At 75.1% G+C, this 14,246-nt stretch carries 13 protein-coding genes; 8 read left to right on the plus strand and 5 right to left on the minus strand.

Annotated features, from left to right (window positions below; translation table 11 throughout):
• The first annotated feature begins 29 nt into the window (after positions 1 to 29).
• Positions 30 to 887, plus strand: a complete 858-nt coding sequence (locus CO540_RS22545) for a lysophospholipid acyltransferase family protein (protein WP_091576911.1) — start codon at positions 30 to 32, stop codon at positions 885 to 887.
• A gap of 21 nt (positions 888 to 908) precedes the next feature.
• Here the strand turns inward: CO540_RS22545 and CO540_RS22550 are convergent, their stop codons facing one another.
• The 3 genes from CO540_RS22550 to CO540_RS22560 all read right to left on the minus strand — a co-directional run bounded on the left by CO540_RS22550 (position 909) and on the right by CO540_RS22560 (position 4,022).
• Positions 909 to 1,784, minus strand: coding sequence for an HAD family phosphatase (locus CO540_RS22550; RefSeq protein WP_099163550.1), 876 nt, complete (start codon positions 1,782 to 1,784; stop codon positions 909 to 911).
• A gap of 111 nt (positions 1,785 to 1,895) precedes the next feature.
• Positions 1,896 to 2,756, minus strand: a complete 861-nt coding sequence (locus CO540_RS22555) for a DUF5667 domain-containing protein (RefSeq protein ID WP_099164899.1) — start codon at positions 2,754 to 2,756, stop codon at positions 1,896 to 1,898.
• Positions 2,757 to 3,047: 291 nt separating this feature from the next.
• On the minus strand, positions 3,048 to 4,022 hold the full coding sequence (locus tag CO540_RS22560; RefSeq protein ID WP_099163551.1) for an ECF subfamily RNA polymerase sigma factor, BldN family: 975 nt from the start codon (positions 4,020 to 4,022) through the stop codon (positions 3,048 to 3,050).
• A gap of 560 nt (positions 4,023 to 4,582) precedes the next feature.
• Between CO540_RS22560 and CO540_RS22565 the strand changes: the two genes are divergently transcribed.
• From CO540_RS22565 to CO540_RS22575, 3 genes are read left to right on the plus strand one after another with little or no spacing between them, the layout of a single operon-like run.
• Positions 4,583 to 6,211, plus strand: a complete 1,629-nt coding sequence (locus CO540_RS22565; RefSeq protein ID WP_172967912.1) for an AMP-binding protein — start codon at positions 4,583 to 4,585, stop codon at positions 6,209 to 6,211.
• Positions 6,201 to 6,455, plus strand: coding sequence for a glutaredoxin family protein (locus tag CO540_RS22570; protein WP_091569385.1), 255 nt, complete (start codon positions 6,201 to 6,203; stop codon positions 6,453 to 6,455). The genes CO540_RS22565 and CO540_RS22570 overlap by 11 nt, the downstream gene beginning before the upstream one ends.
• A gap of 14 nt (positions 6,456 to 6,469) precedes the next feature.
• Positions 6,470 to 7,120: an HAD family hydrolase gene (locus CO540_RS22575; RefSeq protein WP_099163553.1), complete on the plus strand. Its 651-nt coding sequence runs from the start codon at positions 6,470 to 6,472 to the stop codon at positions 7,118 to 7,120.
• Positions 7,121 to 7,129: 9 nt separating this feature from the next.
• On the opposite strand, the gene CO540_RS22580 is transcribed toward CO540_RS22575, so the two are convergent.
• Positions 7,130 to 7,786 (minus strand): response regulator transcription factor, encoded by a 657-nt coding sequence (locus CO540_RS22580; protein ID WP_099164900.1) that lies wholly within the window; start codon positions 7,784 to 7,786, stop codon positions 7,130 to 7,132.
• An 80-nt stretch (positions 7,787 to 7,866) separates the two neighbouring features.
• Positions 7,867 to 9,171: a sensor histidine kinase gene (locus CO540_RS22585; protein ID WP_099163554.1), complete on the minus strand. Its 1,305-nt coding sequence runs from the start codon at positions 9,169 to 9,171 to the stop codon at positions 7,867 to 7,869.
• 389 nt (positions 9,172 to 9,560) lie between these two features.
• Between CO540_RS22585 and CO540_RS22590 the strand changes: the two genes are divergently transcribed.
• Genes CO540_RS22590 through CO540_RS22605 form a run of 4 tightly spaced genes read left to right on the plus strand, consistent with a single transcriptional unit; the run spans position 9,561 to position 14,243 of the window.
• Positions 9,561 to 10,331 (plus strand): redox-sensing transcriptional repressor Rex, encoded by a 771-nt coding sequence (locus CO540_RS22590; RefSeq protein ID WP_099163555.1) that lies wholly within the window; start codon positions 9,561 to 9,563, stop codon positions 10,329 to 10,331.
• Positions 10,328 to 11,701, plus strand: a complete 1,374-nt coding sequence (locus CO540_RS22595; protein WP_099163556.1) for a glutamyl-tRNA reductase — start codon at positions 10,328 to 10,330, stop codon at positions 11,699 to 11,701. The genes CO540_RS22590 and CO540_RS22595 overlap by 4 nt, the downstream gene beginning before the upstream one ends.
• Positions 11,698 to 12,666 carry a hydroxymethylbilane synthase gene (gene hemC, locus CO540_RS22600; RefSeq protein WP_099163557.1) on the plus strand — a complete coding sequence of 323 codons (969 nt, stop codon included), beginning with the start codon at positions 11,698 to 11,700 and terminating at the stop codon, positions 12,664 to 12,666. The genes CO540_RS22595 and hemC overlap by 4 nt, the downstream gene beginning before the upstream one ends.
• Positions 12,663 to 14,243, plus strand: coding sequence for a uroporphyrinogen-III synthase (locus tag CO540_RS22605; protein WP_091569409.1), 1,581 nt, complete (start codon positions 12,663 to 12,665; stop codon positions 14,241 to 14,243). Before hemC ends, CO540_RS22605 begins: the two co-directional genes overlap by 4 nt.
• The last annotated feature ends 3 nt before the right edge of the window (positions 14,244 to 14,246 follow it).

Here is a 14,246-nt window from a genome sequence, read left to right on the forward strand (position 1 = left end):
CCCGGCCGGCGACGCCGCCGGGACCGGCCGTGGCCGACCGGCCGGGGGACCACTGGGACCGCAGGGTCGCCCAGGGGCTCGCGTTCCTGCGTCGCCGGCTCTCCGGTGACTACGAGGTGGACGAGTTCGGCTTCGACCCCGACCTCACCGACGCGGTCTTCCATCCGCTGGTCCGGCTGCTCTACCGGGACTGGTTCCGCACCGAGGTCGGCGGCGTGGAGCACGTGCCGGCCGACGGCGCCGGCCTGGTTGTCGGCAACCACTCCGGCACCGTGGCGCTGGACGCGCTGGTGCTCTCCGCCGCGCTGCACGACCGGCACCCGCAGCGCCGCTACCTGCGGCTGCTCGGCGCCGACCTGGTCTTCCGGATGCCGGTGGTCTCCGAGCTCGCCCGCAAGACCGGCGGCACGGTGGCCTGCAACCCGGACGCGGAACGGCTGCTCGGCAACGGCGAGCTGGTCGGCGTGTTCCCGGAGGGCTTCAAGGGGGTCGGCAAGCTCTACGCCGACCGCTACAAGCTCCAGCGGTTCGGCCGGGGCGGCTTCGTCTCCGCCGCGCTGCGCACCGGCACGCCGATCGTGCCGGTCGCGATCGTCGGCGGCGAGGAGATCTATCCGATGCTCGCCGACATCAAGCCGCTCGCCCGGCTGCTCAAGTTGCCCTACTTCCCGGTGACGCCGACCTTCCCCTGGCTGGGGCCGCTGGGCATGGTGCCGCTGCCGAGCAAGTGGCTGATCGAGTTCTGTCCGCCGATCCCGACCGCGCACCTGCGCGACTCGGCGGACGACCCGCTGGTCGTGTTCAACCTCGCCGACCAGGTGCGGGAGACCATCCAGCAGACGCTGCACAAGCTGCTCGAACGCCGCCCCGACCCGTTCGGCCCCTGACCGGGAGCCGGGCCAGCCGCGTCAGGCGCGCTGGCGGCGGCGGTGCAGCGCCAGCCCGGCGCTGACCGCGCCGGCGAGCAGCCCGGCGGCGGCGGTCGACGGCACGGCGATGCGTGCGGCCCGGCGGCCGGTGCGGAAGTCGCGGACGTCCCAGCCCCGTTCACGGGCCTGGCGCAGCAGCGCGGCGTCCGGGTTGACCGCCACCGCGCGGCCCACGGCCGAGAGCATCGGCAGGTCGTTCGACGAGTCGCTGTAGGCGGCACAGCGGGCCAGGTCGAGCCCCTCCACGGCGGCCAGCTGGGTGACCGCCTCCGCCTTCGCCGGGCCGTGCATCAGGTCGCCGACCAACCGGCCGGTGTACGCACCGTCGACCACCTCGGCCACCGTGCCGATCGCACCGGTCAGGCCGAGCCGAGCGGCGATCACCCGGCCGATCTCCACCGGGGCGGCGCTGACCAGCCAGACCCGTTCACCCGCGTCGAGGTGCCGTTGGGCCAGCCGGTGCGTGCCGGCCCAGATGCGCGGCGCCATCAGCTCGTCGAAGATCTCCTCGGTGAGGCGCTCGACGTCGTCGACCCGCCAGCCCTGCACGAAGGCGAGGGCCGCCTCCTTGGCCTGGGTCATGTCGCCGGCGTGCTCGGTGGCGAGCAGCCGGAACCGGGTCTGCTGCCAGGCGAACCGGGCCAGGTCGCCGGCGGTGAAGTAGTTGCGGGCGGCCAGGCCACGGGCGAACCAGTAGATCGAGGCGCCCCGCATCATCGTGTTGTCGACGTCGAAGAAGGCGGCGGCCGTCGGGTCGGGGGTGACAGTGGTCGCGGGCGCCGCCGGGGTCTCCGACCAGCCGGCGGTGTGCCCGTGGGCGTCGGTGCTGACCGTCACCTTGCGGCTCCCGGCCACGGCGACCTCCCTGCCTCGACGACCACGTACGCGCTCCGCGTCGAGCGTATCCGGCACGTCGTGACGGCCGGGTGTCCGCCGGGAGAAGTGTGGCGTGATCGGCGGCCGCGCTCAGCGGTCGCCGGGGCAGGCGGCCGGGGCCGGCCCGAGCGCGTCGCTGGCCGCCGGCGCGGGCAGCCCGCAGGCGATGGCCTCGCGCAGCGCGTCGGCGCGCTTGCCGGCCGCGTCGAGCAGGGCGAGCGAACGGCGGGTGCGGTCCCGGTCGGCGTGGTCGGGCCGGTCGAGCAGGCCACTGACCACCCGGCGCTGGCCGGCGAGGAAGGTGTCCACCGCGTCCAGCGCGGTCGGGTCGGACCGCTGGGCGGCGACCGTGGTGAGCAGGCGTACGCCCTGGCGGGTGTCGGTGTCCATGTCGTCCAGGACGGCGCTGAAGCCGAGCCGGTCGTCGCGGACCGAGGCGGCCTCGTCGAGCCGGGTCCGGGCGAAGTCGAGGAAGAGCTGGCCCCGGCTGATGTCCGAGCTGGCCAGCGCGAGCTGGGCGCGCTCGGTGGAGCGCTTCATGCCGTAGAGGGCGTCGCCGGGCAGCGCGTTCTCGCTGGCGGCGGAGATGCCGGAGAGGGCGACCGCGCCGGCGGCCACGCCGACCAGGATCGCGCCCCGGGCCCGCGCCCGGCGGCCGGTGATCGCCGGCAGCAGCGCGCCGCGCAGGCCGCCGGCCGCGCCCGCCTTGGCCGGAGCCGTCATGCCCTCGCGCTCGGCGGTGGCCACCAGCATCGCGCGCAGGCCGGTGCGGAACTCGGGATCCACCTCGACGGTGGGCCGTTCGGCGGTGACCCGCCGGCTCACCTCGACGAGCGCGGTGAGTTCACCGTCGGCCCGGGACCGGACGTGGTGCCGGCGTCCGCCGTTGGCCTCGTCGAGGAGTTGCGCGAAGCGCTCGGCTCGCCGACGGGAGAAGAGGTCGCTGTCCACCGCGGGCACCCCCTCTCGCTGGTCACGGCCGGACGGCCGTCGTCGTCACCAGCGACCGGTGGCAGCGTGCGGCCGAGGGCCGACCGGACGGCCGACCTGACCCGCCGGACCGGGTGGCCCGGGGGACGCCGGGACAACCACTGGTCGCACCCGGAGAAACGGTTCGCGCCGGTCGCCGGTTACGGCCCGATCGGCGGCGATATCACCGGGTGTGATCGCTGCCGGGGGACCGGTCGGGCACGCGACACCGCCCGGCGTCTGCGCCGGTGGGGTGGACGGGCTCGGAGCGGGTCAGGCCTGGAAACCGTCGGGCAGCAGCCGGGCCAGCGCCCGCACCGCCCGATACTGCAGGGCCTTGATGGCCCCCTCGTTCTTGCCCATGGCGCGGGCCGTCTCGGCCACCGAGAAGCCCTGGAGGAACCGGAGCACGATGCACTCCTGCTGCTCCGGGTTGAGCTGCTTGACGGCGGTGAGCAGGGCGACGTTGGTGATGTGCTCGACCACCGCCGCCTCCGGGCTGCCCTCCGGCCCGCGGTCCTCCCGGTCGGCGTCGAGGACGTCACCGGTGGTCACCTCCAGCCGGTAGCGTCCGGACTTGAAGTGGTCGGCGACCAGGTTGCGGGCGATGGTGACCAGCCAGGCGCCCAGGTCGCGGCCCTGCCAGGTGAAGCTGCCGATCCGCTTGAGCGCCCGCAGGAACGTGTCGGAGGTGAGGTCCTCGGCGAGCTGGCGGTTGCCGACCCGGAAGTAGACGAACCGGAAGACGGTGTCGACGTACCGGTCGTAGATCAGGCCGAACGCCTCGGACTCGCCGGCCTGGGCCCGTTCGACGAGCGTCCAGACCTCGGTGGCCGGGTCGGACGGGTCGGGGCGGCTCGGGAAGCCGGTGGCCGTCGTGGCGGCCGGGACCGCGGGCAGCACCGCGGTGTCACCGGCGGCCACCGCCGGCAGCACGGCGGTCTCGGCGGCGGACGGTTCGCCGGTGGTGGGCGCCTCGCCGCGCCGGGCCTGGGCCGGCGGCATGGCTGGTCGGACCGGCGCGTTCAGCCGGCCGGCGGCCGGCTTGGCGTTGCCGCCGGGCAGCGCGGGTCTCGGCGGCGCCTCGTTGGCGTGGTGGGCGCGGCTGCGGACCCGCCGCGCCTCGCTCCGCACCGCGAGCAGGCCGTCGGCGCCGCGCGTGGCGGGCTCGGCGCGCTCGTTGAGCGGGTTCCGCTGGGTGGGGCCGGTCACCCCGGCCGGCCGGTCCGCGTAACCGAAGGTGGTCACCGCGCCTCCCCGGTCCGGGTGGACAGCGACCGCGCGGGGCGCCACGGGGGCGCCGCGGGACCGGGTACGCCCCGGTCGGGCGTGGTCGGTCCGGGACGTGCCGGCGGGCGGCAGATCCCCTTGAGGTGCTGGTCCAATGCGCTCACGGGCACGGGGGCCTCCTCGGGCTGAGGGGTGTCGACTCACGGCAAATGGGGTGAGCCGACCCGAGTGATGATAGGGCCAACGTCACCCACGCGTGGCAAGTCCGTTACACAGAGCGGAAGTATTTCCCGCCGGGTCGCACTCCTGGCGGACCGGTTGTCCGTCGTGTGTGGTTGACTTTCGCGCCGGGAGCTGGTCCGGAGTGGAAAGTCCTGGTCGGAGCCGATTTTCTTTTCACTCGGCGTGTCGCGGGAGCGGCTCGGACGGGTCGCTCCCGGCTGCCCGCGCCGCACCGGTGGAGATCCTCATCCCGCACATGGGATTCCCGCCAGGTCGCATGTGCGGTCCCGTGCAACGGACCCGGGCCGGCGTCCGGGCATGGCCCGGCGGTCCCGGCTGTGCCAGACTCAGCCACCGTGCAGGACGCCGCCGACAGCTCCGCGCCGAACCTCGCCGACCGGCTCCGCCGGGCCGCCGCCGACCGGGGTGACCGGGTCGCGCTGCACTGGCGCGACCGGACGGTGACCTGGTCCGAGCTGGACCGCGCGGTCACCGCCACCGCTCACGCGCTGCGCACCGGCACGGCCCCATCCACCGGGGAGTCGCACCCGCCCCGGGTGGCGGTCGCGTTCGGCAACACCCCCGACTTCGTCGTCACCTACCTGGCCGTGCTCCGCGCCGGCCTGGTCGCCGTGCCGGTCAACCCCACGCTGACCGCGCGCGAGCTGCGACACGTGCTCGTCGACTCCGGCGCCGCCGTGCTGGTCGGCGCCGCCGAGGTGATCGCCCGGGTGGACGCCGCCGAACTGCCCGCGCTGCGCGCGGTGCACACCGCCCCGCCGGTCGGCGACCACGACGCCGTCACGCCGTTCCCGATCCGCGGCGGCGACGACCTCGCCGTCCTGCTCTACACCTCGGGCACCGAGGGACGACCCAAGGGCGCGATGCTGTCGCACCGGGCGCTGGCCGCCAACCACGCCCAGGTCGACCGGATCGAGCCGCCCGTGGTGGGGCCCGACGACACCGTGCTGCTCGCCCTGCCGCTGTTCCACGCGTACGGGCTGAACTCCGGGCTCGGGGCCGTGGTGCACCACGGCGCGACCGGGGTGCTGGTCGACGAGCCCGGCCCGGACGGCGCGCGGGACCAGATCGCCCGGCACCGGGTCAGCGTGCTGGTCGGCGTACCGTCGATGTTCCTGACCTGGGCCGACGCGCCGGGTGACGCGGCCGAGGCGCTGGCCTCGGTGCGCGTCGCGGTGTGCGGCGCCGCGCCGCTGCCGCCGGCGGTCGGCGCGCGCTTCACCGAGCTGACCGGGCACCCGGTGCACGTGGGCTACGGCCTCACCGAGACCGCCCCGGTGCTCACCTCGACGCTGGTCGGCGGCGAGCCGAAACCCGGCTCGATCGGCCGGCCGCTACCCGGCGTCGAGCTGCGCCTGGTCGGCTCCGACGGCACCGAGCTGTGGCGCGACGGGGTGCCCGCGGCCGAGGCCGACGACGACGGGATGGACCTCACCGACGACCCGACCGGCACCGACCCCGGGCAGATCGTGGTGCGCGGCGCGAACCTGTTCGCCGGCTACTGGCCGGACGGGCGGGGCGGACCGGACCCGGACGGCTGGTGGGCCACCGGCGACGTGGCCTACGCCGACGCCGACGGCGACCTCTTCCTGGTCGACCGGCTCGGCGAGCTGATCCTGGTCAACGGCTTCAACGTCTACCCGCACGAGGTCGAGCTGGTGCTCCAGGCACACCCCGGGGTGGCCGAGTCGGCCGTCCTGGGGGTGCCGCACCCGCGGACCGGCGAGACTGTCCGGGCGTACGTGGTGCGCTCGGCCGGCCCGCCCGTCCCGGCCGAGGAGCTGCTCGCCCACTGCGCGCGTAACCTGGCCCGGTTCAAGTGCCCGACCGCCGTCGAGTTCGTCGACCGCCTGCCGTACTCGGCGATCGGGAAGGTGCGCAAGACCGAGCTGCGCCCGGCGCCCGCGGTGCCGGCACCGGCGCGACCGCCCGAGACCCGCACGGAGGTATCCGATGTCCAGTGACGCGAGGCTCATCCTGATCACCCGGCCCGGCTGCCACCTCTGCGACGACGCGAAGGCGGCGCTGGACCGGGTGGTGGCCGTCACCGGCGACCGGTGGGTGGAGAAGGACGTGACCGGCGACGTCGAGCTGGAACGCGACTACGGCGACCGGCTGCCGGTGGTGCTGCTCGACGGCAAGGAGCACGGCTACTGGCGGGTCGAGGAGGACCGGCTCCTGCGGGACCTGACCACCCCGCAGCTCTGATCTATCGTGCTCGGGTGACGGGAACACGACGCCACCTGGTGTGGGACTGGAACGGCACGCTCCTCGACGACCTCGACCTGGTGGTGCGCGCCACGAACGTGGCGTTCGCCAGCGCCGGCGGCCCGGCGGTCAGCGCGCGGGAGCACCGGGTCCGGTTCCGCCGGCCGATCGCCGACTACTACGCCGAGATGCTCGGCCGGGCGGTGGACGCCGAGGCGTTCGGCGCGCTCGACCGGATCTTCCACGACGCGTACCGGGCGGGGCTGACCAGCTGCGCGCTGGCCGCCGACGCCACCGCCGCGATCGCCGCCTGGCCGGGCAGCCAGTCGCTGCTGTCCATGTGGTTCCACGACGAGCTGGTGCCGACCGTGCACACGTACGGGCTGACCCCGCACTTCGACCGGGTGGACGGGCTGCGCGCGGCGGTCGGCGGCGGCCCGAAGGCGGAGTGGCTGGAGAAGCACCTGGCCGAGCTGGGGCTGGCCGGTCACGAGGTGGTGCTGATCGGCGACTCGCTGGACGACGCCGACGCGGCCCTCTCGGTCGGCGGCGCCGCGGTCCTCTACACCGGCGGCCTCTCCGACCCGGCGGTGCTGCGGGCCAGCGGCCACCCCACCGCCGACACCCTCACCGAGGCGGTCACCCGGGCCCGCACCCTCCCCTGACCGGGGCGGTCAGGCGCGGAGGTGGGCCAGGACGGCCAGCACGCGGCGGTGGTGGGTCGTCGCGTCGGGCGGCAGGTCGAGCTTGGTGAAGATGTTGCGCACGTGCTTCTCCACCGCGCCGTCGCTGACCACCAGGACGCGGGCGATCGCGGTGTTCGAGCGCCCCTCGGCCATCAGCGCCAGCACCTCCCGCTCACGCGGGGTCAGCGCCGCCAGCGGGTCGTCGCGCCGCCGCCGCACCAGGAGCTGGCTGATCACCTCCGGGTCGAGCACGGTGCCGCCGGTCGCCACCCGGGCCAGCGCGTCCAGGAACTCGTCGATCGCGGCCACCCGGTCCTTGAGCAGGTAGCCGATCCCGCCGCCGGCGCCGCCCGCGGTGTCCAGCAGGTCGTCGGCGTACGACACCTCGACGTACTGGGAGAGCACCAGGATCGGCGTGCCCGGCACCCGGCGGCGGGCCTCCACCGCCGCGCGCAGCCCCTCGTCGGTGTGCGACGGCGGCATCCGCACGTCCACCACCGAGATGTCCGGACGGTGCGTGACCACCGCCTCGACCAGGGCGTCCCCGTCGCCGACGGCGGCCACCACCTCGTGCCCGCACTCGGTCAGCAGCCGGATGAGCCCCTCCCGGAGCAGTACGGCGTCGTCCGCGATCACCACCCGCATGGGTCCGGTGTCTATCACGTCCGGGTCCCACGGCGTGGCCTCCGGCCGCCCCGCAGCGCCGTCCACCGGCCCGGCGGACGTCACCGCGGCAGCTCCGCGTGGACCCGCGTCGGTCCGCCGCTCGGGCTGGCCACCTCCAGCGTGCCGCCGGCCGCCCGGACCCGGTCGGCGATGCCGCTGAGGCCGTGCCCCTTGGCCAGGTGGGCGCCGCCGACCCCGTCGTCGGTGACGGTGATCTCCAGCCGGCCCACCTTCCGGGCCACCTCCACCCGGCACGCGTCCGCCCGGCTGTGCTTGGCGACGTTGGTCAACGCCTCGGCCACCACGAAGTAGGCGGCGCTCTCCAGCCCGGGGTCCAGCCGACCGGCGGCGGTGCCCAGGTCGTCGTCGACCAGCAGTTCGGTCGGCACCAGCGCCCGGGCGGCGAGCGCGGCGAGCGCGCTGGGCAGCCCCCGGTCGACCAGGATCGGCGGCGCGATGCCCCGGGAGAGGGCGCGCAGCTCGTCGAGCGTCTCCCGGGTCTGGGCGACCGCCTCGTCCAGGGTGCGGCGGGCCGCCTCGGGGTCGGCGGCCAGTTGGTGGCGGGCCCGGCCCAGGTCCATGGCGAGCCGGACCAGGCGCTGCTGCGGCCCGTCGTGGATGTCGCGCTCCAGCCGGCGCAGCGCGGACGCCTCGGCCGAGGCGGCGGCCCGCTTCTGCTCCTCCAGCGTGACGATCCGCTGGCGCATCTCGGCCACGCCGGTGAGCAGCGAGTACGCCAGGCCGCCCTGGATCCGGGCGCAGGCCCGGGCCACGAGCGGAAGGGTGAGGAGCGCGAACAGGCCGATCGCGGTGTTCAGGGCGATCCGCGCGTCGGCGCCGTCCCCCATCCCGAGGAGCTGGCTGAGGTCCTGGTCGCCGGGCCCGCGCGGGATCGCCCAGTCGTACGCGCCGTAGAGCGAGCCGGTCAGCGCCAGCGCCCACCACACCACCAGCACCACGAACGTGGGCAGGGTCACCACCAGCCGCAGGAACGCGTGCAGCAGGTCGAGCCAGGACTGCGGGTCCCGCATCGGGGTGAACACCCGGCGCCAGAACCGGGCACCGCGCGGGGGCGTCACGTAGGCCGGCCGGACTCGGGGTCGGCCGAGCACGCCGGGGAGCCGGAGCCGTTCCAGGTCGGCCAGCCCGCGCGCCGCGTAGAGCACGCCGGCGAGGACGGGCAGGCCCAGCGTGGTGACCAGCAGGCCGGCGCTGAGTGAGATCCCCGCCACGGCGAGCACGAAGCCGACCAGCGCCAGCGGGAGGCTGAAGAGCACGTAGCCGGAGTCGCGCGCGAGCCGGTGGAACAGGCCCCGGACGGGCGACGAGGGGGCGGGCGCGGTGGCCAACGGTGCGGCGGTCATGGTCCGAGGCTATGGGCGCGGAGGCGGCCGACCCATCCCGTGCGCCGCCCTTTCCGGGGTGGGGTTCTCCCTACCCGGACGTGAGACGCGCCTCGCCACGCCGGTCACGGAGCGCTACCGGGCGCGTGCGATTGGTCAGAGAAGTCTGGATTGAGCAATAATCGCCACGCGCCGCCCATGCAGCGCGATTGATCGATCTTGTGGGAATGGAGGAGCAGGTGAAGGCGCGTCGCGAGTCAGCAAGATCGCGATTTGTGCACCTCTTCACAAGCGCCTACTCTGTAGTTCCGACGCGCCCTGCTAGCACAGCCGGCAACATCGGTCGCCAGCGGGAGTCCCGAAACGACCGGCCCCCGTCGCTGGTCGAGGATCGCACCGCACGGAGTCTCATGAGCCAGCACCGTCAACCAGGCGCGCCCGGTCGCACCGGTGCCGTACCGGCGCTTCCGGACCTGCCCGAGGCAACCGTGTCCCGGCTCCCGGAATACCTGCGCGCGCTGCACGCGCTCGCCGACGCCGGCCACGAGACGGTGTCCAGCGAGGGCCTGGCCAACGCCGCCGGCGTCAACTCCGCCAAGCTCCGCAAGGACCTGTCCCACCTCGGCTCCTACGGCACCCGCGGCGTCGGCTACGACGTGGCGCTGCTGATCGACCAGATCGAGTCCGTCCTGGGGCTCACCCAGTGCCGCGCGGTGGCGCTGGTCGGCGTGGGTAATCTCGGTCACGCCCTGGCCGGCTACGACGGCTTCGCCAACCGCGGCTTCCGCATCGCCGCGCTCCTCGACGCCGACGCCTCGCGGGTCGGCGAGCAGATCAACGGCCTGGTCGTCCGGCACGTCGACGAGCTGTCCCGGGTCGTGGCCGAGGAGTCGATCTCGATCGGCGTGATCGCCACCCCGGCGCCGGCCGCCCAGGCCGTCGCCGACGAACTGGTCGCCGTCGGCGTGACGAGCATCCTCAACTTCGCGCCGTGCGTACTCTCGGTCCCGGACGGGGTCGACGTGCGCAAGGTCGACCTCGCGATCGAGCTGCAGATCCTGTCCTTCCACGAGCACCGCAAGGCGTCGCTGACCGCGCTGCCCGCCACCGGCGGGCCCGGCCTGGCCGCCCTGCCGGGCGGGCTCGCGGCCACCGACACCCAGGAGGCGATCGGCACGTGAAACTGCTCGTCGTCGGCGCGTCCTACCGCACCGCCCCGGTCGCCACCCTGGAACAGCTGGCCGTCCCGCCCGCGGACCTCACCCGCACGCTGGACCGGCTGGTCGCCCAGCCGTACGTGGCCGAGGCCGCCCTGGTCTCCACCTGCAACCGGGTCGAGGTCTACGCCGCCGTCTCCGGCTTCCACGGCGGGCTCGGCGACATCTGCGCGGTCCTGGCCGAGCAGGCCGGTTGCCCGCCGGCGGCGCTCGCCCCCCACCTCTACGTGCACTACGACGCCGCCGCCGTGGACCACGTGTTCCGGGTCGCCGCCGGGCTGGACTCGATGGTGGTCGGCGAGGCGCAGATCCTCGGCCAGCTCCGTGACGCCTACCACTCGGCCACCGGCGCGGACACCGCCGGCCGCCTGCTGCACGAGCTGATGCAGCAGGCGCTGCGGGTCGGCAAGCGCGCGCACGCCGAGACCAACATCGACCGCGCCGGGCAGAGCGTGGTCACCGCCGCCCTCGACCTCGCCGCCGACCTGCTCGACGGCGACCTGACCGGGCGACCCGCCATGGTGGTCGGCGCCGGGGCGATGGGCTCGCTGGGCGTGGCCACCCTCTCCCGGCAGGGCGCCGGCCCGCTCACCGTCACCAACCGCGGCGCCGCCCGCGCGGTCCGGCTCGCCGAGTCGTACGGCGCGACCGCCGTGCCGATGGCCGAGCTGGTCGAGGCGCTCGCCACGGTGGACGTCGTGGTCGCCGCCACCGCCGCCACCGAGCCGGTGCTCACCCGGGACGTGGTGACCCGGGCGCTGTCCCGCCGGGACACCGACCGGGGCCCGCTGGTCCTGCTCGACCTGGCCGTCCCGCGCGACGTCGAGGCCGGCGTCGCCGAGCTGCCCGGCGTCGAGGTGATCGACATCGACCGGATGGCGGCGATCCTCGCCGACGGGCCGGCCGCCGCCGACGCCGCCGAGGTGACCCGGATCGTCACCGGCGAGGTCGAGGCGTTCCTGAGCTGGCTGCGCGGCGCCGACGTGGCCCCGACCGTGGCCGCCCTGCGCGGCCGGGCCGACGACGTGGTCACCGCCGAGCTGCGCCGGCTCGGCCAGCGCCGCCCCGACCTCAGCGACGACCAGCGCGCCGAGGTGGCCCGCACCGTGCACCGGGTCGTGCAGCGACTGCTGCACCAGCCGACCGTACGGGTCCGCCAGCTCGCCGCCGAGCCCGGCGGCGACCAGTACGCGGCCCTGCTGCGTGAGCTGTTCGACCTGGAAGTACCGCAGACGTCCCCGGTCGACACCGTCCCCGACGTGGTCGCCACCGACCTCGACGGCCGCTCGTCGTTCGACGCGGCCGACGTTCCGCCCACCGGAGGTGCGCGATGACCGCCCCCCTGCGCCTCGGCACCCGGGGCAGCACCCTGGCGATGGCCCAGTCCGGCCACGTGGCCGAGGCCCTCACCGCGGCCACCGGCCGCCCGGTCGAGCTGGTCGAGGTGGTGACCGCCGGCGACCGCTCCTCCGCCCCGGTGCACCGGCTCGGTGTCGGCGTCTTCGTCTCCGCGCTGCGCGACGCGCTGACCGCCCGGGAGATCGACTTCGCGGTCCACTCCTACAAGGACCTGCCCACCGCGGCGGCGCCCGGCCTGCACGTCGCGGCGGTGCCGCCCCGGCAGGACCCGCGCGACGCGCTCGTCGCCACGGACGGCCGTACGCTCGCCGAGCTGCCGCCCGGCGCGCGGATCGGCACCGGCGCGCTGCGCCGGATCGCCCAGCTGCACGCGCTGGGCATGCAGTTCGAGGTCACCCCGATCCGGGGCAACATCGACACCCGGCTCGGCCGGGTGCTCGGCCCGGACGCCGACCTCGACGCCGTCGTGCTGGCCCGGGCCGGGCTCACCCGGATCGGGCGCGCCGACGTCATCACCGAGACGCTCGACCCGATGCTGATGCTGCCCGCGCCCGCCCAGGGCGCGCTGGCGGTGGAGTGCCGGGCCGACGACCAGGACCTGGTCGAGCTGCTCGCGCTGCTCGACCACGCGCCGTCCCGCGCCGCGATCACCGCGGAGCGGGCGCTGCTGGCCACCCTGGAGGCCGGGTGCAGCGCACCGGTGGCCGCCTACGGCGAACTCGCCGAGGGTGAGACCGGTGAGGAGATCTACCTGCGCGGTGCGGTGATCAGCCCGGACGGTACCCGTGACCTCCGGCTGTCCCGCACCGGAACGCCCGCCGACGCGGCGGAGATCGGCAAGGCACTCGCCGCCGAACTCCTCGAACTCGGCGCCGACTCGATCCTCGGCCAAGAAGGACACACCGGCCCGGGGACCCAGCAACTTGGGAGCACAGAATGACCCGCACCCGTAAGCCCGTAGGCCGGATCGCTTTCGTCGGGGCCGGCCCCGGCGACCCGGGCCTGCTGACCCGCCGGGCGCTCGACGCCCTGGTCGAGGCCGACCACGTGGTGTACGACCGGGGAGTCCCCGAGTCGCTGCTGACCCACGTCCGCGCCCAGGCCAGGTCCGACGCCGAGTTCAGCCCCGCCGAGGGCGTGCCCGGGGACGTGGCGAAGGTGCTGATCTCCGCGGCCCGGTCCGGCCAGAACGCCGTGCACCTGGTGGCCGGTGACCCGTTCGGCCACGACTCGGTGGTCAAGGAGGTGCAGGCGGTGGCGCGCACCGCCGCCCACTTCGAGGTGGTGCCGGGCGTCGGCCAGGCCGAGGGCGTCGCCACCTACGCGGGTGTCCCGCTGCCGGGCGTACGCACCGCCGCCGACGTCGAGGACGTCACCACGCTGGACTTCGACGCGCTCGCCGCGGCCGTGGGCCGGGGCTCGCTGGCGCTCGCCGTGGACGCCGGTGACCTCGCCGCCGTCCGGGACGGGCTGCTGGCGGCCGGCATCGACGGCACCACCCCGGTCGGCGTGACCGGGGACGGCACCGGCGAGACGCAGTACACCACCACGTCGAGCGTCGACTCCTTCGTCGCGGCGGCGCTCGGCTTCACCGGCCGGGTGGTGCTCACCGTCGGCGCGGGCGTCACCGACCGCGACAAGCTGAGCTGGTGGGAGAACCGGCCGCTGTACGGCTGGAAGGTGCTGGTGCCCCGCACCAAGGAGCAGGCCGGCGCGATGAGCGCGCGGCTGCGCGCGTACGGGGCGATCCCGTGCGAGGTGCCGACCATCGCGGTCGAGCCGCCGCGCACCCCGGCCCAGATGGAGCGGGCGGTCAAGGGCCTGGTCGACGGCCGCTACGCCTGGGTGATCTTCACCTCGGTGAACGCGGTGCGGGCGGTCTGGGAGAAGTTCGGCGAGCACGGCCTGGACGCCCGGCACTTCGGCGGCGTCAAGATCGCCTGCATCGGTGAGGCGACCGCCGACGCGGTCCGCGCGTTCGGCATCCAGCCGGAGCTGGTCCCCGCCGGTGAGCAGTCCTCCGAGGGCCTGCTGGCCGAGTTCTCGCCGCACGACGAGATCCTCGACCCGGTCGGCCGGGTGCTGCTCCCGCGCGCCGACATCGCCACCGAGACCCTCGCGGCCGGCCTCACCGAGCGCGGCTGGGAGGTCGACGACGTGACCGCGTACCGGACCGTGCGGGCGGCGCCGCCGCCGGCCGAGATCCGCGACGCGATCAAGTCGGGCGGGTTCGACGCGGTGCTCTTCACCTCGTCCTCCACGGTGCGGAACCTGGTCGGCATCGCCGGGAAGCCGCACGCGCGTACCGTTGTTGCCGTGATCGGGCCCAAGACGGCGGAGACCGCGACGGAGTTCGGCCTGCGGGTCGACGTCCAGCCGCCGCACGCCTCGGTTCCCGACCTGGTGGAGGCGCTCGCCGCCTACGCCGTCGAGCTGCGCGAGAAGCTCGCCGCCATGCCGGCGAAGCAGCGCCGCGGCTCGAAGGTGCAGGGCCCGACCGCCCTGAGGTTCCGCTGACAG

It is taken from the genome of Micromonospora sp. WMMA2032 (assembly GCF_002688545.1).
Classification (GTDB): Bacteria; Actinomycetota; Actinomycetes; order Mycobacteriales; family Micromonosporaceae; genus Micromonospora; species Micromonospora sediminicola.

What these genes read in the sequence shown, in the direction of transcription:
- CO540_RS22585 (WP_099163554.1), bottom strand. Translation starts at nt 9,171, where the DNA reads ATGACCGCCGCACCGTTGGCCACCGCGCCCGCCCCCTCGTCGCCCGTC.
- CO540_RS22580 (WP_099164900.1), bottom strand. Translation starts at nt 7,786, where the DNA reads ATGCGGGTGGTGATCGCGGACGACGCCGTACTGCTCCGGGAGGGGCTC.
- CO540_RS22605 (WP_091569409.1), top strand. Translation starts at nt 12,663, where the DNA reads ATGACCCGCACCCGTAAGCCCGTAGGCCGGATCGCTTTCGTCGGGGCC.
- CO540_RS22570 (WP_091569385.1), top strand. Translation starts at nt 6,201, where the DNA reads ATGTCCAGTGACGCGAGGCTCATCCTGATCACCCGGCCCGGCTGCCAC.
- hemC (WP_099163557.1), top strand. Translation starts at nt 11,698, where the DNA reads ATGACCGCCCCCCTGCGCCTCGGCACCCGGGGCAGCACCCTGGCGATG.
- CO540_RS22590 (WP_099163555.1), top strand. Translation starts at nt 9,561, where the DNA reads ATGAGCCAGCACCGTCAACCAGGCGCGCCCGGTCGCACCGGTGCCGTA.